Source organism: Francisella orientalis FNO12 (assembly GCF_001042525.2).
In the GTDB taxonomy this organism is placed as follows: Bacteria; Pseudomonadota; Gammaproteobacteria; order Francisellales; family Francisellaceae; genus Francisella; species Francisella orientalis.
The window spans coordinates 1,768,137-1,792,398 of the sequence record NZ_CP011921.2 but is presented as its reverse complement, the minus strand read 5'-3'; the positions used below and the strand labels follow the sequence as shown (position 1 = coordinate 1,792,398).

Here is a 24,262-nt window from a genome sequence, read left to right as displayed (position 1 = left end):
TTTGATATGCCTGAGCTGATTGCTCGAGTTAGAAGACAGTTGATTGCTGTTATTAAAAAAGATCTTGAAATAGCTAATATATATAGCTTTGATAATCTCATAGTCGACTTGAATGATCATAAGGTTATTTTGGATAACCAAGAAATTCATTTATCAAAAAAAGAAATTTCGATTTTGAGCTATCTAGTCAGACATTCTGGTAAGTTAGTAATGCAGAATGCTATTTTGCATGAGGTTTGGGGAGATTGCTATGGAGATGAGGTTCAGTATCTAAGAGTGTATATTGGACAGTTAAGGAAGAAGTTTTCTGCCTGTAAAAAGCAACCATTAATTGTTACAGAAAATGCTATAGGACATCGCTTTATACCAGCTGACTAGAAAGTATACTTATAATTTATAAGCTCATCTTTTTTTGGTCCGGATATTTTCCATATTAGACTAATCTCACTCTCTAAACTGTAAAGTTCAGCTGAATATAAATCATCAACACATATATGTTCTCGTTCACTACACCAGTAGTTATCTCCTATATGTATTAAGTCAAAAAGCTTGACGAGATTGTTATAACCAAATCGAGCATGAGATAAACTTAAGCGCTGTGGATTTATCTTTTGCCAGATATATTCGTTAGAAATACTTATAGGTTTATTTGAGCTATTTAGTGTAAAGCAACCTTCTTCTTTGAAGTATATACAATTATCTTTTTGTTGAGATGTAACAGTACCATATCCATCTCCATTCCAACCTGTTTGAGAGTTTTTGCCGCTCTTCGACTCATACTTAAAGTGTTGTATATTAAGTAGCTTAGAGAATAGTTCCATAGTGTTAACAAATTTAGTTTTTATGACCGTGATTATATGAAAAATTGTTAGATAAGTCAGCATTATTTGCTTAGTTGTTAAAATAGAGTTATTATTTCAGCGCTTAATAAAAAATTATAATAAATTTTATGAACTCCAAATCTATCGGCTCAGTTTTTTTGATAATAGGTACTACTATTGGAGCAGGAATGTTATCTTTACCTTTGATAGTTGCTTCATGTGGATTTACTATGGCGATAATTCTTCTTGTATTATCATGGAGTGTGATGTATGTAACAGCTATTAAGCTATTGAGAGTTTGTGCAGAATATCCTCTTGGGGTTAATTTTATGACAATGATGCAATCTCAAGTATCTAGAGGATATTTATTATTTTTTAGCATTATATACTTATTATTACTTTATTCATTGATGTCAGCATATACAACACAAGGATCATCATTAGTAGCTACACTTGGAAGCATTGATAGTTCTTCTAAATCTGGAGTAGCACTATCTGCTATTTTATTCACACTAATTTTGGGTGCGTTAATGTTTAGCTACAGAGTTAGTGACTATGCAAATAGATTGTTTGTGATACTTAAGTTTGTGTTTTTTGCAGTAGCTGTCGTTATTATGTTGTTTTATATAAATACGAGTTATTTAAGTAGAGCACCTCTTAGTTTTTCAGCATTTATTTTTGCATGGCCAACGCTATTACCATCTTTGGGTTTTCATAATATAATTCCAGTCATTTATGAGTATCAAAAAGGAGATATTAAAGGTCTAAAAAAAAGTATACTTATAGGCAGTTTAAGTGTTTTGATTATATATATGATTTGGATTTTATTAGCTTTGGCTCTTATTCCTCAACAAGGATTGCATAGCTATCAAACGTTGTTTTCTTCGAGTAATAACACGCCTATGGGATTTGCTTCAGAAATTAGACATTTTTCAAAATCTGCTTTCTTGGAAGCTGGTTTAAATGTATTTATGCATATAGCAATTATTACATCTTTTATTGGTGTGGGAATTTCTCTCATGCATTATATTCGTGACTTATTCTCTCGCTATAATAGACAGATTGGTAATATAATTTTAGGGTTGATTTGCTTTGTGCCTCCTTTGGTATTTACTGTTTTTTACCCTAGAGGGTTTATACTTGCATTACAATATGCGGCAATATTCGCTGTGATAATATTTGTTTATACGCCAGCATTTTTAAGTAGAAAGGCAGATCTTAAGGTGTCTTATTCAAATATCTATGTGATATCAATGGGAAGCATAGTAATATTTTTTCAAATTTTTAATCTGTGTTTCGATATCAATCCATTTACTGGTTTTTAAATAGTCGATGATAATTTAAGCTAGAACATATATAATGTATGATTAGCATTTTTATAAGTATAAGATTATAGAGTTATGAGATTCGTAGATGAAGTAGTGATTAAGCTTCAAGCCGGTAAGGGTGGTAATGGTTGTGTGAGCTTCCGTAGAGAAAAATATGTTCCTCGTGGTGGACCAGATGGTGGCGATGGTGGTCATGGAGGTAGTATTTATCTAAAGGCAGATGAGAATGTAAACACTTTGATTGATTATCGATACAAAAGAGAATACTACGCTGAAAATGGACGCCCAGGAGAGGGACGTAACTGTTATGGTAAAGCTGGTGAGGATATGTATCTAATAGTGCCTGTTGGTACTAGTGTGTTTGATCTTGAAACAAACAAGAAAATTGGTGAAGTTTTAAATAATGGAGAAACTCTTAAGCTAGTTTCGGGTGGTAAGAGAGGAATAGGTAATACCCACTTCAAGAGTAGTACAAATCAAGCTCCAAGAAAGTTCACGCTAGGTGAAGAAGGCGAATATAAAGAGGTTCGTCTAGAACTAAACTTATTAGCAGATATTGCATTGTTAGGCTTGCCAAATGCCGGTAAATCAACGCTCATTCGTTCTGTATCTGAAGCTACACCAAAAGTTGCTGACTATCCATTTACAACTATGTATCCTCATCTAGGAGTGGTAAAGGTTGGTGTAGATAGTTTTGTGATGGCGGATATCCCCGGTGTAATTGAAGGTGCTGCTGAAGGAGCTGGGCTTGGCCTTAGATTTTTGAAGCACTTAATTCGAGCAAGATGCGTATTACATGTAGTAGATATTTGTCCATTTAATGAGTCAGATCCTATAGAGAACTATTTTGCAGTTGAGAAAGAGCTTAAAAAATATAGTGAAGAACTATATGATAAGTCCAGATTCCTAGTTATTAATAAGATTGACTTGCTAGCTGATGAAGTAGAACAAAAGTGCCAAGAGTTTGTCAAACAAATAGGCTATGAAGGTAATTATTACATGATATCGGCAGCTATGAAAAAAGGAATAGAAGAATTAGCTAAAAAGCTTAATGAGTTTTTACAGAAGCAAGAGTAAATGATAGATGAAAATAAAGAATCTAATATTTGGTTCACCAATTCCTAATGCAAAGCAACAAGATCAAAAAATAGGTTTATTTGCTGGATTTGCAATATTATCATCAAATGCTTTATCTTCAGTTTCTTACGCAACTGGAGAAGTTTTTATAGTATTAGCTACAGTAGGTGCTGCAGCCGTTTCACAGTACTCTATAGGAGTATCAGTGATGGTTATACTATTGATGCTATTGATGGGTTTTTCTTATGCTCAAGTCATAAAAGCGCATCCAGAGGGGGGCGGGTCTTATTCAATAGTAAAAGCACACTTTAGTGAAAGATTAGTTTTACTAACCTCAGCATCATTGATTATTGATTATATACTTACTGTAGCAGTTTCTGTTTCAACAGCTGCAGTAGCTATTAGTTCAGCATTTCCAGGATTAGAGAATTATAGTACTAAGTTAGCCTTATGTTTCTTAGTATTTTTGATGGTTATGAATTTAAGAGGGGTAAAATCTACAGCAAAAATCTTTGTGTGGCCAACTTATATGTTTATTGTGTCAATAATTGTGATGATAATAGTGGGCATATATCAGTATAATCATGGCACTCTAGAGACTTTTAGCTATAAAGAAGACTATCTTAATCAAATGCAAGCATCGATGGGTGTGTTGACAATAACACTAGTTCTTAGAGCTTTTTCTTCGGGAAGTTCAGCTTTGACTGGTATAGAGTCTTATGCTAATGGTGTTTCTGCTTATAAGTCACCAGGACTATCTAAGGCTATTGTTGGGCTATTACTGATGGTTTTCTTATCTATCGTGATGTTTGCTGGTGTTACCTTTATTGCTGCAAAGACACAGATACTTCCTAATTTCTCTGAAAGCGTTCTATCTCAAGTGGCTCACCAAGTTTTAGGAAATGGATTTTTTTATTACTTTTTACAAGCATCAACATGTTTGATTTTGCTTATGGCTGCTAATACATGCTTTACAGGGTTTCCTATTCTTGCTGCAATTATGAGTAAAGATAATTATCTACCTGAACAGCTTCAGCGTCTAGGTGATAGATTTGCTTTTAGAAATGGTATTCTTATTTTGACAGTTTTATCAGCTATTTTAGTCATTATTTTTGATGCTAAAGTTAGTAGATTAATCCCTTTATATGCATTTGGTGTTTTTATTGCGTTTACTCTTTGCCAAGCAGGTTTAGTTAAATACTGGTATAAAAATAAGCGTATTTATAAGAGTTGGGGCTTAAGAGCCTTTATTAATGCTTTTGGATGTGTAGCAACATTTGTTGTGTTGATTACTATTATTGAAAGTAAATTCTTTGAGGGTGTTTGGATTGTAATAATTGCCATATTGATAATAATGTATGGTTTATATTCAATTAAAATGCACTATATTAAAAGAGAACATAATCTAGCTTTAAGTATTGATGAGGCTGTTGTAAATGCCTGTATACATGAAAATTTAAAACCAAAAATAGTTATACTAATCTCCCGTATTCACCGTGGTACAATAGATGCGTTGACATTGGCGAGAAATATCTCTGATGATATAACACCTGTATTTGTTTCAGCGAATGAAAAGAAAATAGAAAAAATAAAGACTGAGTGGAAGAATCTTGCATTCAAAGAAAAGCTTCTCGTGATGCGACCGGTTTATAATTCATTTATCACACCAGTATTACAGATTTTGCATAAGAATGACTTAAGAGATCCTGAAAAAGGATATTCTGTAGTAATAATTCCTGAGGTTGTAAATACAAAGTGGTGGCACTTCTTATTGCATAATCAAAATTCGCGCATGGTTAAACTAGCTATTGCTACGATGGATAAAAAAGATAATAAGACAGCTACTAGAGTGGTTATCTCTGTACCGTATAAGGCAGAATAACGGATGTTGAGATTTTTTGGAAATTTCTGGCATATATCTGATTTTTTCTGGAAAAGTAAGTACGGTAAGATAGCTTTAGCAATAGTAGCTTTGTTGCTAGTTCTTGAGGGCTTGGGAGTTGCATTAAGTGTTTATCTAAACTCGTGGAATGTTGGGTTTTATAACTCCATTCAAGAATACAACAAAGCATTGTTGATACATCAATTAATTATCTTTATTGTCTTGATATCTTTGATGATGTTTAACTTCTTTCTATCATATTTAGTTAAGCAGTTTTTTGTTATTTTTATCCGTAAACCAATGACTGATTTTTATACTAAAAATTGGCTGTACTCACGATCATACTACAGAAGCAAACAGGTTGATAATCCAGAAGAAAGGATTGATGAAGATGTCACAAGATTTATTACCGATTCACTGTCATTATTTTTAGGAATCACAAGAAGTATTTTTAGTTTTTTCTCATTTGCGGTTGTTTTGTGTGGACTATCAGGAGACTATACTTTCAATATTTTAGGTGTAGATATTACCATCTATGGCTATCTTTTTTGGGTGGCTTTTTTATTAGGTCTTTTGAATATTGTTGTAGTATTTTGGGTTGGTAGACCCTTGAAAAAGCTAGTGTATCAAAAACAGAAGTTACAAGCTAACTTTAGATACCACTTATCTACAATTAGAAACAATAGACTCTCAGTTAGAGATTACAATGCTGAAAGATATGAATATGCTCGTTCTAGAAGGAATTTCAAAGCAATTGTAACTAACTTCTATAGTTTAATGTTCCGTAATGCAAAAATAGATGTTGTAAATACGCTATTTAGTCAAGTCTATGCAATTATCGGTACAATCATGTCATTACCCAGATATTTTGCAAAACAGATAAGCTTTGGTCAGATGATGCAGGTAAACTCAGCAGTAATACAAGTGATATTTCCTATGGTTTATTTGACATATGTATATGAGACCTTAGCTAGCCTAAGAGCTAGTATGTCACGACTTACAGAGTTAAAGCATGAAATATCCTCAGAAAAAACAAATTCTGATGAGATAGATATGCTTAATTGTGAGGAAAGTATTTTAGAGGTAAATAGTTTTTCGTTGCAAAAATCACAAAATTCACCATACTTGTTGGATAACATATGTTTTAGGCTAAAGAATCAAGAAAGATTGCTTATAAGTGGCCATTCTGGCATTGGTAAAAGTACTCTATTAAGAGCTATTGCAGGAGTTGGGTGTGGTAGTCATGAAGGAGATATCATCTTTGCCAAGAAGTGTCTCAAGATTTGTTTATTGCCTCAGAAACCTTATTACCCTGAAGATAATTTTAAGCGAGCTATTTTTTATCCAATACAGTCGGGGATACCTTCAGATGATAAGTTTATCGAGATTCTTGAGTTATTAAATGTCAGCTACTTAGCAAAATACATAAATACAATAAATGACTGGCGAAATTTTCTATCGTCTGGGGAGCAGCAAAAGCTTAGTTTCTGTAGGATTTTTGTTAAAGAGTATGATTTATTACTACTTGATGAGGCAACCTTAAATATGGATATAAACTCCGAAAGAAAAATATATCAAATTCTACAAGAAAAAGGATTTACATACATCTCAACAAGTCATAGTGAGAGAGTTAAAGAATACCATAATAGCTTTTTAGATTTTTCTAATGATTAATCAAAAGATGGACAATAATACTAGCGAAATAACCTATGGCAATAACCCAAGTCCACTTGAGGTGTCCCATAAAAGTATATTTGCCTTTGGATTTACCCATCACAGCAACACCAGCTGCTGAGCCTATAGCTAGTAAGCTACCACCAACCCCAGCGGTTAGAGTTATTAGTAACCATTGAGCATGTTCCATTATTGGATTCATGCTAAGAACAGCAAACGTAACAGGGATGTTATCAATAATTGCTGAAAGTATACCAATAATTGTATTTGCTTGAGTATGTGCAGAGAAAAGGCTTGGTGCAATTGACTGCATATCTGTATAGATATATTGAGATGCTAAACCAAGATACCCTAAAGCTGATAGTCCTTGTACAGAAACTAATATTCCATAGAAAAACAACAGTGTATCCCACTCTGCTTCTTTGACTTTATCAAAGATATCAAAAGCATGAGGAGGCATTTTGTGTTTTTTAGGATTCCTATTCTCATAAGCAATTTTCAGTCCGTAGATATAGTTGTATATCATTACATATCCGAAGCCAGTCATCATTCCTAGTGATGGTGGTAAGTGAAGTAAATGCTCAAATGATACAGCAGTAGCGATCGTTAAGATAAATAGCAAAATAACTGGAATAGCGCCACGTTTAAGCTCTACTTTTTCCTCTATTATCGATTGAGATTCCATTTTTGGTATAAAAAAGCTCATAATAATGGCTGGTACTAAGAAGTTCACTAATGATGGTACAAATATAGCAAAGAATTCTGTGAATTTTACAACCCCAGTTTGCCAGACCATCAGCGTAGTAATATCTCCAAATGGAGAAAATGCTCCGCCAGCATTTGCTGCAACTATAATATTAACACAAGCCATAGTTATGAACTTTTTATTGTCTTTACCAATAGATATTACAACAGTACTCATCACTAGAGCAGTTGTTAGGTTATCAGCAACTGCCGATAGAAAAAAAGCTATAATGCCGGTAAGCCAAAATGTCGCTAGATAGCCAAAACCAGCTCTTAGCAAGGTACTTTTTAGTTTAGCAAAAACATTACGATCTTCCATTAGATTGATATATGCCATTGCAACTAATAAGAATAATAAAAGCTCTCCATATTCGGTCATAATATGGTCAAAGTTTGAATGTACAATATTGTCCGCACCAACTGATTTGCCAACTATTGCTACCAATATCCATATAATACCTGCTGCGAGAATTACAGGTTTAGACTTATTGAGTTTAGTGAAGTCTTCGGTCATAACAAATAAATAAGCAATTACAAAAACCACAACAGCAGCAATCGCTAGTGGTTGGTCAACAGCATGAACACTCACTGCACTTAGAGACTTAGTCCCATCAGCAAATGATAATATAGGTAACATGCTTGTAAATATTATAAGTAGGAGTTTTTTAAACATTATATTTAAATAAAAATTATCGATGGCGCTATTATAACATTGTCAGCTAGAGAGTTAAGAAAATAAACTAGGCTTTTAGCTTTGGTAGTACTACTATACTAAATGGGTAACATATTTATATTAATCTGATATAATAACCCACTACTTACATATAAAATACAAGAGGTGTTTCTATGTGGAAATATTCTCCAATTAAAACTATTCTTATTTTAGGGCCTATGGTTTTTGCTTTTGCATTAGCTATGGATGTCTATATGCCTGTTCTACCAGATATGAGAGAGGCTTTTAATACAACTCAGCAAATGGTGCAAGCCACACTATCTTTGTTTTTGGTTGTTACAGGAGTTGGTCAGCTTATTCTAGGACCATTATCAGATCAATTTGGTAGGTTCAAAATTATTTTAACATCTTCTATTATATTTTTGATAGGATCGGTTTTATGTGCGATCTCTCAAGATATTGAGTTTTTGATATTTTCGAGAGTTGTTCAGGCTGTTGGATGTTGTGGTCTATCAGTATGTGCTTTTGCAATTATTAGAGATGCATTCTTCGGTAAAACAAGTTCGATGATATATAGTTTTATTAATGCGATAATCTCTGTTTCACCAGTAGTAGGGCCATTAATCGGAGTGCAATTAGCGATACATTTTCCATGGTATTCCGCTTTTATATTTCTGACTATATTAGCTTTTGTTTCATTTTTGATAATAGTATTTTTTGTCAAAGAAAGCTTACCTGTTGAAAGACGCAAAAAGATTACTTGGAGTGTTTTTGCGAGATATTTACATGTCTTAAAGTCTTTGCAATTTTGGGCATATTCGCTAGCAGCTGTATCAGGAGTGGTTTCGTTTTTTATATTATTTTCAATGACTCCATACATTATTAACTATTTGGGTTATCCAATTTCAGAGATATATATTGTATTTGGCTCAGCAGGGGTGGCATTTCTGATAGGTTCAATATTTGCTGGAGTTATTGTCAATGCACTTGGTGTCTATAACACTGCCTTTCTTGGTGTGGTGTGTGTATTTATTGCAGGTGTTTTGTCATTTAGTATATATGAAGTATGGGGACTAAGTTTATGGGGCTTTTTTGCTCCGTGTTTCTTAGCGACATTTGGTTGTGCCCTTACCGCAGGTACTGGTGCTAGTGGTAGCATGGAGCCTTTCTATGAAATGGCGGGTGTTGCAGCTGGATTATTTGGAACTATGGAGTTTGCTATTAGTGGAATTATAGGCAGTATAGCTATGTTATTCCCAGCAACTAGCTCTTTACCAATAGCAATTACAATGATTATCATTTCTATTATTGCTGCTTCACTATTAATTATAGTCAAAATTACACAGACAAAAGAATAGTTAATATTTGTAAATCTTAGAAGTTACTTATGCTAAAAATATTAAAAACTATATTTATTTACCTCTCATACTAGATCCTTTAGTCATAGTACCAGCAAAATGTACAAATTCAGGAGCAACAGCTTCTACTCCTAAGCCAGCACCACGCAATCCTAATCCTATACCTTTAAAGGATGAGGCAAGAAACTAACTTCATTTACCATCATTATTAGAACTAAATTTTAATAACCACAATATGAATATGATAATACCTAATATTAAATTTATTAGATTGAATAATAGAAAAAATCCATATTGATATGCACCATCTATTAAAGAGCTAATAGCGACTAAAGGTACATCTAAAAAAATCCTATTTATATATATCGTAAAGGATAATTATTATTGATGATATTAATCTTTTTTTAAGCGAGAAAACGAGAGCAGCAAAAAGAAATAAATATGTTACCAAGTCTTCTAGGTTAAATATGCTATTAAAAGAACAATACCTATAATTATATTTGTAGTATTGAATAAAAGATAACAACCAAATTGAAATCTTCCATCTGTAAGAGAATTAAAAATTATAATAGGTAAATCTAATAAAATACCCAAGCCCACAAGCACATATATTCCGCATATGATAATAATAGAGGATAAAACTTTGTTTTTTATCGAAAGAAAAAAAGCTAAGAATATAAGAAGATATACTATGAAATCTCCAAATGTTAATGGGCTTGAAATGCCAGAAAAGTATCTAATTACATAGTATTGAGCAATAAACATAGTTATCAGTAAACCAATTATTGAAAATGTTTGCATTAGAAAAAATTTCTTCACTTTAATTATCTTCCTGTAGGTACAAATCCACCAACTGTTCTCATTCCTAAACCAACTCCTCTAGCTATAGGATGAGGAATAAAGCTGATTACCGTACCAGTTATTGAAAGAGTGTACTTTAGTCAAACAGCAAATTCGTGTAAAAAACTCTCTTGTTTGGCTTCAGCTTCTTTTCCATTTTTTATAAAAGTTATAGCAAAATCTATAGTTAAAGAACTTGACGATATAAACCTCTTATCAATAGTAATATCTTCATTAGATTTTGTTATAGTTCCTTCAACATAAATATTACCTTTTTCATCAGGTTGAAAAACAGTTTGTGTTATTGTATAACTAGCAAATTTCCAAGATATATTTATACTTTTGTTGATATTTTCAAAATCAATATTGGTAACCACATCGACAATAGCAGCATTATCATTACTTTGATCTTTAGGAGCTTTACCATAGTCATTATGTATCCATTTCTGAATTTCTTCCGATACTGAGTTTTCTATAGATACTTTCTTTTGCTCTAAAGTCACATTTGATATTGGACTCTGTGTATCTGTAACTGTCATATCTCCTGATAACGATATTGTCCCAAAGTATCTATAACCATTTGATACACCTGTTACTGTAGCCTTAGGTGTATTTATTTCTGCTTTAGTACTTGGATAACCAAATTTAACATCCTTGTCATCTAATAGCTTTATCTGTGCTTGAGATGTCTTTTTAAGTTGGTTCTCATCAAAGTCTGGTAGCATCATTGCAAACGCATAAATTAGTTTATCTAAGGTACAGTTCTGTATGCTTGTGTAACATATAAAATCTGTACCAGTACAATTAGCTTGATATAAATCACAATCTACGAACTTACAATTAGAAATATTTGCTGTAGCAAAATTATCTCCAGCACTTTTAAGACCTACAAAATCACTATCAGGAATCTCAACAGCAGAGAAATCATTTCTTAACGTCTGAGAGTTTTGTACCTCATTAGCTATCCACTCACTATCACTAAAGTTACATTGCTGGATATTTTCATTATAAAGAGAATATTTATAGATGCTATTACCATGAGCAAAGCTAACCTTTAACCAAGCATTATTACTAAAATCACTATTCTGTATCTGACTTGCAAAAAATGTTGCTTTAAGAAGTGAGCTATCAACTAATGTGACTGAATCAATTACAATTGAGCTAAACTGGCTTTTATTAAATTCACTCTTTGAAATCTTAGTATCAAATATATTACCTTTGTACCAATCTCAGAATTAAAGATACATTCAAGAGTATTACAGTCGTAGAAGTCACTTGTATGGAGTTGTGTACCAAGAAAGCTACACTTACTAAAAGTACAGTTTTTAAACTCTACATCTTTTATATTTGTTCCATCAAACTCTACATTTGTAAAAGTACAGTTATCGAAATTTGCTTGCCCTATTTCAGCATTAGTAAAAGAGTTATTCTCAAATTGGCAACTCTTAAACTCACCACCATGTATTTTTGTCTTAGTAAATTTAGCGTTTCCAAAATTAGCACCTGTATATTTATTAGATACTATGGCACAGTCTTGAGCATTTAGATTAGTAAAGTCAGTATTTTGATGATCTATAGTATCTATAGTCTTATCTTGCCAATCTTTATTTAGTTTCTTAACCTTATCTAGTAACAGATCATATGCTGGCTTTGTCCATAACTTATCATATACAAAATTATTTACACTACATAGCTCTACAGGACCTTCTAATATCTCATCAACCATATTAGGACCTAATGGTACATTATATAAAGGAGGCTCTGCACCATACTTACCCTTATGATCTATAGATGGGATACTTGCATCATAGTCATCCAATGGGCGTTTCTTTTTCTTATCATCTGACATAAAAATACCTGTTTGAAATAAAGTGAAAATATAGAATAAAATTTATCTAACTATGCTTAAAATTGTAAAGGCTTAGTGTTTTTTATTTATTGGATTTCTAAAATCTCTTAGAATTTTGATTTTATTTGTAGTACTAATAATATATGAGGCTTTCTTTAAAACATCAGCATAAATTAGCATATTAATCTTGATTTAAATTTCTTATCATTAAGGCGAACTTCATATCATCAGATGTGACATTATCAAAGCTAACTTTAGCTTGATAACCACTACCTTTTGCCTCTTCCATAGGATTACCATCTTTGTCTAGCATATTGTCTAGTATTATCTCACGATTACCAGATGGCAACATAAGTTCGATACTATCGCCGATTTTCATTTTGTTACGGACATTGATATCAGCATAGCCAGTATGCTCATCGAAGTTTGTTATTTCACCAACAAACTGCTGAGTAGAGCTACGTGAATCTGAGTTTTCATATTTTTGATACTCATCATGAACATGACGACGATAGAATCCTTCGGTATAACCTCTGTGAGCTAGACCTTCAAGTTTATCCATAAGCGTCATGTCAAAAGGTTTGCCTGCAAGAACATCTTTGATAGCCTGATCATATAGCTGAGCAGTTCTAGCAGCATAGAAAAATGATTTTGTGCGCCCTTCTATCTTAAAGCAATCAACACCCATTTTCATCATTGCTTCTACATGTTGTATAGCTCTTAGGTCTTTTGAGTTCATGATGTAAGTACCATGCTCATCTTCAAACATTGGGTTATATTGTCCTAGCTCTTTGTCATTCTCTATAAGCACTACTTTATCAGAAGGTGTACCTATACCAAGAGTTGACTTGACTTCAACAGGTTCGAAATCCCCCCACTCATTTTGTTTTGCTTCAGCAACTTTGTAGTTATTGCGACAAGCATTATTACATACACCTTGATTAGGATCTCTATGACTGTAGTATCCTGATAGTAGACATCTGCCTGAGTAAGCCATACATAATGAGCCATGGACGAATGTTTCAATTTCCATATCTGGAACATGCTCTTTGATCTCTGCGATTTCTTTTAGAGAGAGTTCTCTTGATAATACAACGCGTGTAATACCAAACTTTTGCCAAAATCTAACAGTTTCATAGTTCACAGCATTGGCTTGAACTGATAAGTGTATCTCTTGATCTGGGAAGTTCTCTCTAACTAGCATAATCATACCAGGGTCTGACATAATCATAGCATCAGGTTTAAGAGCAAGTACAGGAGCTATATCTTTGATGTAAGTTTTGATTTTAGCATTATGTGGAGCTATATTATTAGCTAGCATTATCTTCTTGCCTTGCGCATGAGCTTCAGTAATCGCTGTCTCAAGAGTTTCTAATTTTGAGAACTCATTATTTCTAGCCCTTAGGCTATAGCGAGGTTGTCCAATATATACTGCATCAGCCCCATAAGCAAAAGCATAGCGCATAGCTTTTAGGGTGCCTGCTGGTGACAATAGTTCAGGTCTTTTCATTTTTGTTAAATATCCTTTGATTTGTTAGTCTATAATAGAAGTTAATTATATGAAACATTTAAATTAAATATTCAAATTTGCTAACGTGAAATTTTAGCTTCTTTTGATGGATTTGCCAAATCTAAAATATGCTATAGTTCACATTGGTATGCTATTATGATATTATCAGATGAATTAAACTGTGGATGAAGTCTACTTCTTAAATTTATAGGATCAAATATGAATTTTGAGCTTGCTAGAGAGAATATGGTAAAGCAACAAGTCCTCACAGAAGGTCTTTCTTTAGATGGTGTTGCAAAGATTATGGCAGATATCCCTAGAGAGATTTTTCTACCCAAAGAATATCAATCTTTAGCTTATTGTGATACTAATCTTGTGATAGATGATAGAGAACTTAGAAGCCCTATGTTTACAGCTAGGCTAATAGAAGCTTTAGCCCTGAAAAAAACTGATAATGTATTAAAGCTTGGTTTGGAAACGGGGTATCCAGTAGCTTTGATAGCAAAGCTATGTAATAGTGTTGAACTTGTTGATTATGATGAACAAAGATTAGCTATAGCAAGACGTAATTTAGCAAAAATAGATGTCTATAATGTCGAGTTTAATAGTGCTGAGCATCTGACAAATATTATAAAAAATGCTAAAAAATATAACCGCATATATATATCAAATGTTGTAGAAGAAAATGAAGTAGATGAGTCTTTACTAGATCTTCTTGAAGTTGGTGGTAGATTGGTTTTTGTTGTCAGGACTAATGTGTGTGACAAAGCCCATCTCATAACTAAAGCAGTAAAAGAAACATATCAGAAGAATTTTCTCTTTAATGTTTACAATAGATAAAAAAAGTATGAAGAAACTAGCACTATATATTTTTGGTTTTTTGGGAGTTTTTATGGCATTTGCCAACGAGGATACTCCTGTGCCAGAATACAAATATGCAGGAAGACCTCTTGGTACAGATATAATGCAGAATCCATATAGTGTAGAAAAACAGTATGCGAAAGCTGACGAGATTAAAGTAGATAACAAATTCTATGATCTTAAAAAAGCTGATGAAGTCGCGATGGTTGGTAATACTGAAGATAAATTCTACAGCTTAGTTGATATTTATAAGTTAGCAGCTGAACATAACGCAGATTACCAAGCAGCCAGATCAACGTTTGCAGCTAATGTTGAAACAGTGCCTGCAGCATTAGGTGCATTATTACCGCAAATTGATTTTAACTATAATCTTAGACGCGATCTATATAATCAGTTCGGTGGTAGAGTTAATGATACGGCAAACAATCTTAACTTTAGTGGTTCTCAAGTGCTTTTTGATTGGAGTAAATGGAAAACATATACTCAAGCTACATATCTACAAAAGTCATATGCTATGATTTATGCAAAGGCAGAGCAGACTCTTATAGTTGATACTGTAACAGCATATTTTGAGCTTCTCAGAGCAGAGCAGGCACTACAGTTTCAGTTTGCAAACGAAGCGTGGAACAAGAAGCTATATCTAACACAGAAGTATCAATATAATTCTGGTATGGTTTCCTATGCAGATTTTAAGACCACAGATGCTCAGTATCGTCAAGCGATTGCTGATAGAGTTAGTGCCCAAAGGAACTTTATCAATGCAAAAGCAGTTATGGCTAAACTAATCGGTAAACGCATTAGCTCTATATTATATATTTCAAAAGATACTGAATTTGGCAATCCTGTACCGGATGATATCAACTACTGGTTAAATACTGCTGAGAAGTATAATCTTGATATTGCGCAGAAAAAATTTGAGTATGAGGCCGCTGGCGAGGGTGTAGGTATTGAGTGGGGTAATTTTTTCCCTAAGGTTAATTTAACTGGCGGTATAATGATGTCACGGAATGCGCTTTCTAGAAGTCCTGAACAGATAGCACGCATTCCTACTAAATATGATATTGCGAGTGTCGGTGGTGAGGCTAATTGGAACATATTAAGAGGTGGCTCTGATTATGCGAAGCTTAAACAGGCTAGTTATAATAATCAAGCAGCTAATTATGCACTACTTCAAACACAACGAGAGGTTTATGCTGGAACTGTAGAATCTTATCAGACGGTTGTACTGGATGCTGTGAGAATAGATGCTTATAGAAAGTCAGTTTATGCTGGTATTGCTTCTGTAAAAGCGATATTAGAGGGTTTTGAGGCTGGTACTCAGACTATTGTAGACTTACTTAACCGTCAGGCAATACTTGTGCAGGCTCAGCTTTCATTTGCAGATGCTATATTCAACTATGTTGAGGATTATGTTAGATTGAAGCAATTGCAGGGTGGCTTGACTTATAAAGATGTTGAGTACATAAACAATATTCTTGGTAAAACAGATATAATCTTGCAGATTGCAACGGAGTAATTACTTCAATGTCTCAAGTTTCAGCTTTTATTTTAGATTTTGAAAAATATAAAGCTGAGGATCTTAGAAATTATCTTTCTTCTAAAAGCAATATTGATTCGCTAAAGCTAAATAACAAGCAGAAAATATTTTCTCAGTTTATTCGTTATTTTGTATTAGAAAAATTTTATGATATTGCTACCCCAATATTTGAGTATAAGCATAGTAAGCCAGATCTACAGGATTATGAACTATATTTCAATATAAGTCATACTAAGAATAAAGCTATAATAGTTTTTGCGAATAAAGATATAGGTGTTGATGCAGAGGAGATATCTTCAAAGAGAAATGTTCTTTTGATAGCAGAGCGATACTTTACTAATCAAGAGTATCAAAGTTTAAAAAATAGCGAAGACACATATAATCAGTTTTATAGGTTATGGACATTAAAAGAAGCTCAGGTAAAAAGAAGTGCTCTAGGTATTGCTAGAGGGCTGTCTGATGCGAACTTCATTAAGCGAAATACACGATGGATAAGTAATAATTACCCAGAAGATTTTTTCACATTCAACTATCAAGAATTAATAATTTCAATTTGTTGTCAAAACATCACTAATCAAAAAATAGATTTATACGAAATTCAAAATTTTGAATTTATAGGAATAAACATTACTAGGAGGTAATCAATTATGGCGTTACATTCCAAAAATGACATGAAACATAAGTTGTATAAAGAATCATTACCAAAATTTGAAATTCCCAAAAAATCAAATGATGCTTTTGAAGTATATCAGCAAATCAAAGATGAGCTAATGCTCGATGGTAATTCAAAGCTGAATTTAGCGACATTTTGCCAAACAGAAGTTGATGATTTCATTCATAGGCTTATGGATGATTGCATTGATAAGAATATGATTGATAAAGATGAGTACCCTCAAACTGCAGAGATAGGATCACGATGTGTCAATATATTGGCAAACCTATGGAGCTCGTCAGCAGAAAGTGCAATTGGCTGCTCAACTACTGGCTCATCTGGAGCAGCTATGCTTGGCGGTATGGCGATGAAATGGCGCTGGCGAGATAAGATGAAAGCGCAAGGTAAAGATTATACAAAACCTAATCTTGTTACAGGACCTGTACAAGTTTGCTGGCATAAATTTGCTAGATATTGGGATATTGAGCTTAGAGAGATTCCAATGTCGAGTGAAAGTTTAATAATGACTCCAGAAACTATGCTTAAGTACTGTGATGAAAATACAATTGGAGTTGTGCCTACTTTAGGTGTTACCTTTACAGGTCAGTATGAGCCTGTTGAGGCAGTTTGTGAAGCACTTGATAAATTTGAGAGAGACAGGTATTGATATTCCAGTACATGTAGATGCTGCTTCAGGAGGCTTTTTGGCACCATTTGTAGAGCCTGAGCTGAAGTGGGATTTTAGATTGCCAAGAGTTAAGTCAATTAATTCATCAGGATATAAGTTTGGTCTATCGCCGTTAGGGGTGGGTTGGGTTGTTTGGGCAGATAAGAAATACTTGCCCCAAGATTTGGTTTTTAATGTTAATTATCTTGGTGGTGATATGCCGACATTTGCTTTGAATTTCTCTCGACCTGGTGGTCAGATAGTTGTCCAGTATTATAATTTTGTCAAGCTTGGTTTTGAAGGGTATAAAAATTCCATAAGCTTAGTTATGATGTTGCAAAATATATTGCTAAAGAAATTAAGGGTATGGGTATCTTTGATATTATTCATGCTGGCAAAGGTGGTATTCCTGCGGTGAGTTGGTCACTTAAGACAGGCAAAAGTTATGATTTGTTTGATATCTCTGAAAAAAACTCGAGCTAGAGGTTGGCAGATAGCAGCTTATTAGATGCCAAAAGATAGACAAGACTTGGTAGTTATGCGAGCACTTGTTAGAAGAGGCTTTAGCTTTGATTTAGCTGAGCTCATGATTAGAGATCTAAAAAATGTTATTGACTCTTTAGAGCATAAATCTAAAGATATCGAAAGAGGAGGTTTTTCGCATTAGCAGTATTCAATGATTTTGATTAATTTATTATGATAAATATTGCTATAATATGTTTGTTAATTAAATTGGTATAAATAAGTAGTTGGTAGTTTTATGTGTGGAGTTATAGGAGTCGCTGGACCAAATCAGGTTAGTTATCCATTGTTTTATGGTTTAGGTCTTTTACAGCATAGAGGCCAAGATGCTGCAGGTATCGCGACTATGGATCAAGGACATTTTTTTATTCGCAAAAATACAGGACTTGTAAGTGATGTATTTACAGATGAAAAGCTAGAAAAGTCAAAAGGTAAAATGGGTATAGGTCATGTCAGATATCCAACTGCCGGAAGCCTAGGGGCTGCAGATAGTCAGCCTTTTTATGTAAATAATCCCCATGGCATAGTCTTTGCGCATAATGGTAATTTGACAAATGTTGATGAGCTTGCGCAGATGTTACATGGTATCGAAAGACGTCATCTAAACACAACTTCTGATTCAGAGTTGCTTCTGAATTTTTTTGCATGCGGTATGAATAAATCAAAAGGTTGCCCAACACCTGAAGCTGTCTATAAAGCATGCGAGTTTGTTTTTGAACATGCGAAGGGTGGTTATGCTTGTACTGCGATGATAGCAAATTTTGGACTAGTAGCTTTTAGAGATTCGTATGGTATACGACCTTTGATACTAGGAGTTAAGGAATATGGCAATGGCGAGAAAGCATATATGGTTGCTAGTGAGAATGTTTCTTTGGATATATCAGGATTTAATATACTAAGAGATGTTGAGCCTGGAGAGGTAATAATTATTACTGAAGATAGACAAGTTCACTCTAAAATATGTGCAAAAAATCCAGTTTTAGCACCTTGTCTATTTGAGTATGTATACTTTGCGCGTCCTGACAGTATTATGAATGGCGTAAGCGTATATCAAGCTAGAGTTGATGCTGGTAAAGTGTTAAGTCAAAGAATCAAAGAAACATGGAAAGATAAAGAGATTGATATTGTAATCCCCGTGCCGGAGACAGGTAGAGCATCAGCCCAAGAGATAGCTACTGCTTTGGGTGTTGAGTACCGTGAGGGGTTTGTTAAAAACCGCTATGTTGGTAGAACATTTATCATGCCTGAGAATGTCGATAGAAAGAATTTTGTAAGAAGAAAGCTAAATCCAATTCCAGCAGAATTTAAGGATAAAAATGTTTTGCTGGTTGATGACTCAATTGTTAGAGGTACAACATCTAAGCGTATTATTGAAATGGTTAGAGATTTAGGGGCAAAATCTGTATATCTTGCTTCTGTATCACCAGCTGTTTGTTATCCAAATGTATATGGTATTGATATGCCTGTTAAATCAGACTTGGTTGCACATGGAAAATCGTTAGAAGAAATTCGTAAGTGGATTGGAGTTGATGGATTGATTTATTTACCACTAGAAGATCTAAAGCAGATAGTCCAAAAGCAAAATCCTAAAATCACAGAGTTTGAGGATAGTGTTTTCTCTGGTAATTATATTACAGGTGATGTTGACGAAGCTTATTTGAATGAGCTAGAAAGACATAGAAAAGAGTTAAAAGAATTAGAAAAGAAATATAAAGGGTTTGATAGCTAATGATTAGAATTTTTGAAGGGTTAAGTGCATTATCTCCATTTAAAAGAGAGAAGATTTTAGCAGATGCTAAAAAAATATCTAATAAAGTTGAGTCTGTATCTGCTCAATATATTCATGTTGTAGAGCTTGGGGCAGAGTTAGATAGTGAGCAGGAGAGTATAGTCAAATCTTTACTCAACTATAATAGAGAGTATGGCTCAGCTGAACCAAAAGGTCATACTTTTATCACTGCTCCAAGAGTTGGAACAATTTCACCATGGTCATCAAAAGCTACTGATATTATCCGTAATACTGGTATCAATGCTGTTAAGAGAGTAGAAAGAGCTGTTCTTTTTGGTATTGAGGGACAGGTTTCTGATAGTGATTTAAAAGCCATAGAAAACTTAGTTCATGACCGTATGGTTGAGGAAGTCTTTTCTTATAAAGAAGATCTGCATAGGTTGTTTAGTGTAACAGCACCAAAAGAGCTAGAGACAGTTAATGTACTAAAAAATGGTGCTCAGGCTATCAAAGATGCGGATAAGAAGCTTGGATTAGCTTTAAGTGAGCAAGAGATTGATTATTTAGCTGATGAGTATACAAAGCTTGCTAGAAACCCTACTGATACTGAGCTATATATGTTTGCTCAAGCAAACTCAGAGCATTGTAGACATAAGATTTTTAATGCCAAATGGACTATAGATGGTCAAGAGCAAGATAAGTCATTGTTTAAAATGATTCGCAACACTACTGAGAAATCTCCGAAAGGTGTACTTTCTGCATATAAAGATAATGCTGCTGTGATAGAGGGTGCAACTGCTCAAAGATTCTATTCAAATACGCAAACTGGTGTTTATAGTTTCAATCAAGAAGAAGTTGATATCTTGATGAAAGTTGAAACTCATAATCACCCAACTACTATAGCTCCATTTAGTGGTTCAGCTACTGGTGTTGGTGGCGAGATTCGTGATGAGGGAGCTACTGGATTGGGAGCTAAACCAAAAGCTGGTTTAACCGGTTTTACAGTATCAAACTTAAATATCCCAAATTTTGAACAAGCTTGGGAGACTAGCAAGTATGGTAAACCACACCATATAGTTACACCGCTTCAAATTATGTTAGAGGCACCAATAGGTGGAGCTCATTATTCAAATGAGTTTGGTCGACCAAATCTAAATGGTTATTTCCGTACCTTTGAGCAAGAAGTGAACACATCCGCTGGTAAAGAGAGGTTTGGGTATCACAAGCCAATTATGATTGCTGGAGGTATGGGTAATATCAAGAGAATGCATGTTGAGAAAGGCGGTATCAAAGTTGGTGCTAAGCTAATCTGTCTTGGTGGACCTGCGATGCGTATTGGTCTAGGCGGTGGTGCTGTATCTTCGGTTGTATCTTCTGATACTAATTCAGAGCAAGATTTTGCATCAGTTCAGCGTGATAATGCTGAGATGGAGCGTCGTTGCCAAGAGGTTATCGATAGATGTTGGCAAATGGGTGAGCATAATCCAATCACATTTATCCATGATGTTGGAGCTGGTGGTATATCGAATGCATTCCCTGAGCTTGTCAAGGATGGTAATGTTGGTGGGCATTTTGAGCTTAGAAAAGTTAATGTTGGCGAAGAAGGACTTTCTCCACTAGAAATATGGTCAAATGAGTCGCAAGAAAGATATGTGTTATCTGTTGATCCTGAATCACTAGAGCTTTTTGAACAGCTTTGTAATAGAGAAAGATGTCCATTTGCTGTGGTTGGTGAGGCAATCTCTGAGAAGCATATTACGTTGAATGATGAGTATTTCGATAATAAGCCAGTTGATTTACCAATGGGACTATTATTTGGTAATACTCCGCAAATGCATATTGATGTTAAAACTGTTAAAGTAGAGCAAGATGCTTTTGATACAAGTGCTATTAAGCTTGATGATGCGATTGAAAGAGTGCTAAAAGTACCAGCAGTATCTTCTAAGTCATTCTTAATAACAATTGGTGATAGAAGTATTACTGGTATGGTTGCACGCGATCAAATGGTTGGTCCATGGCAAGTGCCCGTTGCAGACTGTGCTGTGACAACTGCTACAGTCGATAGTCAAGCAGGTGAGGCTATGGCCATGGGTGAAAGAACTCCTGTTGCTAGTATCAATGCTGCTGCTTCTGGTAGATTAGCAATTGCTGAGACTGTAACAAACTTATTAGCTTCCGATATCGAAAAGCTAAGTGACATTCGCCTATCTGCAAATTGGATGGTTGCTGCAAATCAGGGTGACGAAAACCAAAAATTATATGAAACTGTAAAAGCTGTTGGTATGGAATTTGCACCAGCGTTGGGTATTGCAATACCAGTTGGTAAAGACTCAATGTCAATGAAAACTAAGTGGTCAGATAATGGCCAAGCTAAATCTGTTACATCGCCTTTATCGTTAGTGATTTCAGGTTTCTCACCCGTGACAAATGCGCGTAAGACTCTTACACCAGTTTTAGTTGATGATAATGATACAACTGTTTTACACATTGATCTATCAAATGGTGCTGGTAGGCTTGGAGCTACATGCTTAGCTCAAGCTTATAACCAAGTTGGTAATGTTGCACCGGATGTTGAAGCAAGTAAGTTGAAAGTGCTATTTGAAAATATTACAGAGCTAAAAGCTGAAAATAAAATCTTAGCATATCATGATGTATCTGATGGCGGTGTATTTGCAACTTTAGCAGAGATGTCATTCGCTGGGCGTAAAGGTTTAGATATTAAACTACAAACCCAAGATGTGCTAGCGAAACTCTTTGCTGAAGAAGTAGGAGCTGTTATCCAAGTTAAAAATAGCGATGTAGCACTAATTGAAGAGATGTTTAAAGATACTCAAATTTACCTGTGTGAAATAGCCAAGCTAAACTCTAGCGATGAGTTAAATATCTTTGCAAATGGTGAAAAAGTATACTCAAATACGCGTGTGAATTTACAAAGATGGTGGGCTGAGACTTCTTATCAAATCCAATCGATTCGTGATAATAGTGAATGCGCTAAACAAGAGTTTGATAGTATTTTAAATACTAATGATAAAGGTATCCATGTTGAGGCGACATTTGATCTTGAAGAGGATATTACAGCTAAGTTTGTCAATGTTGAGAAGCCCAAAGTAGCAATCCTAAGAGAGCAAGGCGTCAACGGTCAAGTTGAGATGGCAGCAGCATTTACTACAGCTGGTTTTGAGGCTCATGATGTTCATATGTCAGATTTACATGCTGGGCGTGTAACTTTGGCAGATTTCAAAGTATTAGTAGCTTGTGGTGGTTTCTCGTATGGTGATGTTTTAGGTGCTGGCGGTGGCTGGGCAAAGAATATCTTATTTACCGAGAAGCTAAGAGATGAGTTCAGCAAATTCTTTGGTCGTGATGATACTCTAGCATTAGGTGTGTGTAATGGTTGTCAAATGCTTACACAGCTTAAATCATTGATTAAAGGCGCTGAAAATTGGCCGATATTTATTAAGAATAAATCAGAGCAGTTTGAGGCTAGAGCTTCTATGGTAGAGATTCAAGAATCTGGCTCTATTTGGTTTGCTGATATGGCAGGCACAAAAGCACCAATTGCAGTAGCTCATGGTGAAGGTCGGCCATTATTTGAAAATGACAGCCAGCAACAAGCTATGCTAGCAAGTTCGCAAGTAGCTCTTAAATATATCGATGGTCAAGGTCAAGCAACGGAAATGTATCCATATAATCCAAATGGTGCAGTAAACGGTCTAACAGCTGTCACAGCTCTAAATGGTCGTGTCCTTGCAATGATGCCGCATCCAGAGCGTGTTTATAGAGCTATTACAAACTCTCATATCCCAGCAGAGTATGAAGAGTATTCTATATGGATGAGAATGTTTAGAAATGCTAGGAAGTGGGTTGGGTAAGATATTTATGAGTTGGCAAGAAAAGAAGTTTATAAATCCTAATGTAAAAATTAGATTAGCAACTGTTTTTTCAGGTATTGGGGCGATAGAACATGCTTTTCAGCGTTTAAATTTAGATACGGATATCATTTTTGCTGGAGATATTGATAAATTTGTCAAACAAAGTTATATGGCAAATTATAAAGTTTTAGAAGAGGACCGGCATGATGATATAACAACTTTTGTAGCTGGTAAGAGTAGAGTTTCTTTATCAGAATTAGGGTATTGGATATATACATTGCCGTTATTTTTAGTTATATAGCTATATACATACTTTGATTGAGAGACTTCTTTGCCTGATGGATCTTTAATTTCGCTGAAATATTGACATGATGTCTTATTATCGTTACAGTTCTTTATTGTTGTTTGAACTAAGAAGTTATCTTTATCATCAGCATCAACACGTTCAAAATTATATGTTGTACCAACATCTGTTGAAATATAGTCACTACCTTTTAATACCGAGCTATAGCCTGTAGATGCTAGAGTCATAATTGCGATTGATGTGAACATAAGCTTTTTCATGCTATCTCCTTTTACTAGGTAATCTATTTTGAATTGTATATTAAAAACAATAAGTATTTTTAGTCATAATCTCTAGATAGTATTATAGCAAATGAGCTGAAA

The 24,262-nt window shown here is 34.4% G+C and carries 18 protein-coding genes and 2 pseudogenes; 14 read left to right on the top strand and 6 right to left on the bottom strand.

The window, feature by feature from the left end:
* The first annotated feature begins 6 nt into the window (after window positions 1-6).
* Window positions 7-378 (top strand): winged helix-turn-helix domain-containing protein, encoded by a 372-nt coding sequence (locus tag FNO12_RS11290; RefSeq protein WP_048349222.1) that lies wholly within the window; start codon window positions 7-9, stop codon window positions 376-378.
* On the opposite strand, the gene FNO12_RS09115 is transcribed toward FNO12_RS11290, so the two are convergent.
* Window positions 375-821, bottom strand: a complete 447-nt coding sequence (locus tag FNO12_RS09115) for a DUF6314 family protein (protein ID WP_041257537.1) — start codon at window positions 819-821, stop codon at window positions 375-377. The two genes, FNO12_RS11290 and FNO12_RS09115, sit on opposite strands and share 4 nt — an antisense overlap.
* Before the next feature lie 128 nt (window positions 822-949).
* On the opposite strand from FNO12_RS09115, the gene FNO12_RS09110 reads away from it, so the two are divergent.
* The 4 genes from FNO12_RS09110 to FNO12_RS09095 all read left to right on the top strand — a co-directional run bounded on the left by FNO12_RS09110 (window position 950) and on the right by FNO12_RS09095 (window position 6,782).
* Window positions 950-2,146 (top strand): amino acid permease, encoded by a 1,197-nt coding sequence (locus FNO12_RS09110; protein WP_014715644.1) that lies wholly within the window; start codon window positions 950-952, stop codon window positions 2,144-2,146.
* Between the two features lie 75 nt (window positions 2,147-2,221).
* Window positions 2,222-3,226 (top strand): Obg family GTPase CgtA, encoded by a 1,005-nt coding sequence (gene cgtA, locus FNO12_RS09105; protein ID WP_014715643.1) that lies wholly within the window; start codon window positions 2,222-2,224, stop codon window positions 3,224-3,226.
* Between the two features lie 7 nt (window positions 3,227-3,233).
* The gene (locus FNO12_RS09100) at window positions 3,234-5,108 is read left to right on the top strand and encodes an APC family permease (RefSeq protein WP_014715642.1); all 1,875 of its coding nucleotides are present in this window, start codon (window positions 3,234-3,236) and stop codon (window positions 5,106-5,108) included.
* A gap of 3 nt (window positions 5,109-5,111) precedes the next feature.
* Window positions 5,112-6,782 carry an ABC transporter ATP-binding protein/permease gene (locus FNO12_RS09095; protein ID WP_014715641.1) on the top strand — a complete coding sequence of 557 codons (1,671 nt, stop codon included), beginning with the start codon at window positions 5,112-5,114 and terminating at the stop codon, window positions 6,780-6,782.
* Here FNO12_RS09095 and nhaD read toward each other — a convergent pair.
* The gene (gene nhaD, locus FNO12_RS09090; protein ID WP_030005796.1) at window positions 6,772-8,199 is read right to left on the bottom strand and encodes a sodium:proton antiporter NhaD; all 1,428 of its coding nucleotides are present in this window, start codon (window positions 8,197-8,199) and stop codon (window positions 6,772-6,774) included. The two genes, FNO12_RS09095 and nhaD, sit on opposite strands and share 11 nt — an antisense overlap.
* 173 nt (window positions 8,200-8,372) lie before the next feature.
* Here nhaD and FNO12_RS09085 point away from each other — a divergent pair, with 173 nt between their 5' ends.
* Together FNO12_RS09085 and FNO12_RS11285 are read left to right on the top strand one after the other, a co-directional pair.
* On the top strand, window positions 8,373-9,557 hold the full coding sequence (locus FNO12_RS09085; protein ID WP_014715639.1) for a multidrug effflux MFS transporter: 1,185 nt from the start codon (window positions 8,373-8,375) through the stop codon (window positions 9,555-9,557).
* Between the two features lie 619 nt (window positions 9,558-10,176).
* Complete coding sequence (locus tag FNO12_RS11285) at window positions 10,177-10,305, top strand: hypothetical protein (RefSeq protein ID WP_257391682.1); 129 nt, start codon at window positions 10,177-10,179, stop codon at window positions 10,303-10,305.
* A 193-nt stretch (window positions 10,306-10,498) separates the two neighbouring features.
* Here the strand turns inward: FNO12_RS11285 and FNO12_RS09710 are convergent, their stop codons facing one another.
* The 3 genes from FNO12_RS09710 to trhP all read right to left on the bottom strand — a co-directional run bounded on the left by FNO12_RS09710 (window position 10,499) and on the right by trhP (window position 13,756).
* Window positions 10,499-11,125, bottom strand: coding sequence for a hypothetical protein (locus tag FNO12_RS09710; protein ID WP_064504917.1), 627 nt, complete (start codon window positions 11,123-11,125; stop codon window positions 10,499-10,501).
* Window positions 11,126-11,547: 422 nt separating this feature from the next.
* Complete coding sequence (locus FNO12_RS09070; protein WP_014714570.1) at window positions 11,548-12,246, bottom strand: pentapeptide repeat-containing protein; 699 nt, start codon at window positions 12,244-12,246, stop codon at window positions 11,548-11,550.
* 181 nt (window positions 12,247-12,427) lie between these two features.
* Window positions 12,428-13,756: a prephenate-dependent tRNA uridine(34) hydroxylase TrhP gene (trhP, locus tag FNO12_RS09065; protein ID WP_014714572.1), complete on the bottom strand. Its 1,329-nt coding sequence runs from the start codon at window positions 13,754-13,756 to the stop codon at window positions 12,428-12,430.
* Between the two features lie 219 nt (window positions 13,757-13,975).
* Here trhP and FNO12_RS09060 point away from each other — a divergent pair, with 219 nt between their 5' ends.
* From FNO12_RS09060 to FNO12_RS11835, 7 genes and pseudogenes are all read left to right on the top strand, one after another.
* Window positions 13,976-14,596 carry a protein-L-isoaspartate O-methyltransferase family protein gene (locus FNO12_RS09060; RefSeq protein ID WP_014714573.1) on the top strand — a complete coding sequence of 207 codons (621 nt, stop codon included), beginning with the start codon at window positions 13,976-13,978 and terminating at the stop codon, window positions 14,594-14,596.
* 7 nt (window positions 14,597-14,603) lie between these two features.
* On the top strand, window positions 14,604-16,133 hold the full coding sequence (locus tag FNO12_RS09055) for a TolC family protein (protein WP_041257454.1): 1,530 nt from the start codon (window positions 14,604-14,606) through the stop codon (window positions 16,131-16,133).
* Between the two features lie 8 nt (window positions 16,134-16,141).
* The gene (locus FNO12_RS09050; protein ID WP_014714575.1) at window positions 16,142-16,795 is read left to right on the top strand and encodes a 4'-phosphopantetheinyl transferase family protein; all 654 of its coding nucleotides are present in this window, start codon (window positions 16,142-16,144) and stop codon (window positions 16,793-16,795) included.
* A 6-nt stretch (window positions 16,796-16,801) separates the two neighbouring features.
* Window positions 16,802-18,140: pseudogene (gad, locus tag FNO12_RS09045) on the top strand (glutamate decarboxylase).
* A 93-nt stretch (window positions 18,141-18,233) separates the two neighbouring features.
* A complete protein-coding gene (gene purF / locus FNO12_RS09040; protein WP_014714576.1) occupies window positions 18,234-19,724 on the top strand; it encodes an amidophosphoribosyltransferase in 1,491 nt (496 codons plus the stop codon).
* A complete protein-coding gene (gene purL / locus FNO12_RS09035) occupies window positions 19,724-23,596 on the top strand; it encodes a phosphoribosylformylglycinamidine synthase (protein ID WP_014714577.1) in 3,873 nt (1,290 codons plus the stop codon). The genes purF and purL overlap by 1 nt, the downstream gene beginning before the upstream one ends.
* A pseudogene (locus FNO12_RS11835) lies at window positions 23,574-23,756 on the top strand (hypothetical protein); the annotation flags it as partial. The gene purL and the pseudogene FNO12_RS11835, both read left to right, overlap by 23 nt.
* A gap of 17 nt (window positions 23,757-23,773) precedes the next feature.
* Here FNO12_RS11835 and FNO12_RS09030 read toward each other — a convergent pair.
* Entirely contained in the window at window positions 23,774-24,160 is a 387-nt protein-coding gene (locus tag FNO12_RS09030; protein WP_014714578.1) for a hypothetical protein, read from the bottom strand.
* Window positions 24,161-24,262: the final 102 nt, after the last annotated feature.

Bases quoted from the DNA above. Each gene is read 5' to 3' on its own strand.
- FNO12_RS09710 (WP_064504917.1), bottom strand. From the start codon at position 11,125: ATGATGCTACCAGACTTTGATGAGAACCAACTTAAAAAGACATCTCAA.
- nhaD (WP_030005796.1), bottom strand. From the start codon at position 8,199: ATGTTTAAAAAACTCCTACTTATAATATTTACAAGCATGTTACCTATA.
- trhP (WP_014714572.1), bottom strand. From the start codon at position 13,756: ATGAAAAGACCTGAACTATTGTCACCAGCAGGCACCCTAAAAGCTATG.
- FNO12_RS09030 (WP_014714578.1), bottom strand. From the start codon at position 24,160: ATGAAAAAGCTTATGTTCACATCAATCGCAATTATGACTCTAGCATCT.
- FNO12_RS09070 (WP_014714570.1), bottom strand. From the start codon at position 12,246: ATGTCAGATGATAAGAAAAAGAAACGCCCATTGGATGACTATGATGCA.
- FNO12_RS09115 (WP_041257537.1), bottom strand. From the start codon at position 821: ATGGAACTATTCTCTAAGCTACTTAATATACAACACTTTAAGTATGAG.
- FNO12_RS09055 (WP_041257454.1), top strand. From the start codon at position 14,604: ATGAAGAAACTAGCACTATATATTTTTGGTTTTTTGGGAGTTTTTATG.
- FNO12_RS09100 (WP_014715642.1), top strand. From the start codon at position 3,234: ATGAAAATAAAGAATCTAATATTTGGTTCACCAATTCCTAATGCAAAG.
- purL (WP_014714577.1), top strand. From the start codon at position 19,724: ATGATTAGAATTTTTGAAGGGTTAAGTGCATTATCTCCATTTAAAAGA.
- FNO12_RS11285 (WP_257391682.1), top strand. From the start codon at position 10,177: ATGATAATAATAGAGGATAAAACTTTGTTTTTTATCGAAAGAAAAAAA.
- FNO12_RS11290 (WP_048349222.1), top strand. From the start codon at position 7: ATGCCTGAGCTGATTGCTCGAGTTAGAAGACAGTTGATTGCTGTTATT.
- FNO12_RS09085 (WP_014715639.1), top strand. From the start codon at position 8,373: ATGTGGAAATATTCTCCAATTAAAACTATTCTTATTTTAGGGCCTATG.
- FNO12_RS09060 (WP_014714573.1), top strand. From the start codon at position 13,976: ATGAATTTTGAGCTTGCTAGAGAGAATATGGTAAAGCAACAAGTCCTC.
- FNO12_RS09110 (WP_014715644.1), top strand. From the start codon at position 950: ATGAACTCCAAATCTATCGGCTCAGTTTTTTTGATAATAGGTACTACT.
- cgtA (WP_014715643.1), top strand. From the start codon at position 2,222: ATGAGATTCGTAGATGAAGTAGTGATTAAGCTTCAAGCCGGTAAGGGT.
- FNO12_RS09050 (WP_014714575.1), top strand. From the start codon at position 16,142: ATGTCTCAAGTTTCAGCTTTTATTTTAGATTTTGAAAAATATAAAGCT.
- FNO12_RS09095 (WP_014715641.1), top strand. From the start codon at position 5,112: ATGTTGAGATTTTTTGGAAATTTCTGGCATATATCTGATTTTTTCTGG.
- purF (WP_014714576.1), top strand. From the start codon at position 18,234: ATGTGTGGAGTTATAGGAGTCGCTGGACCAAATCAGGTTAGTTATCCA.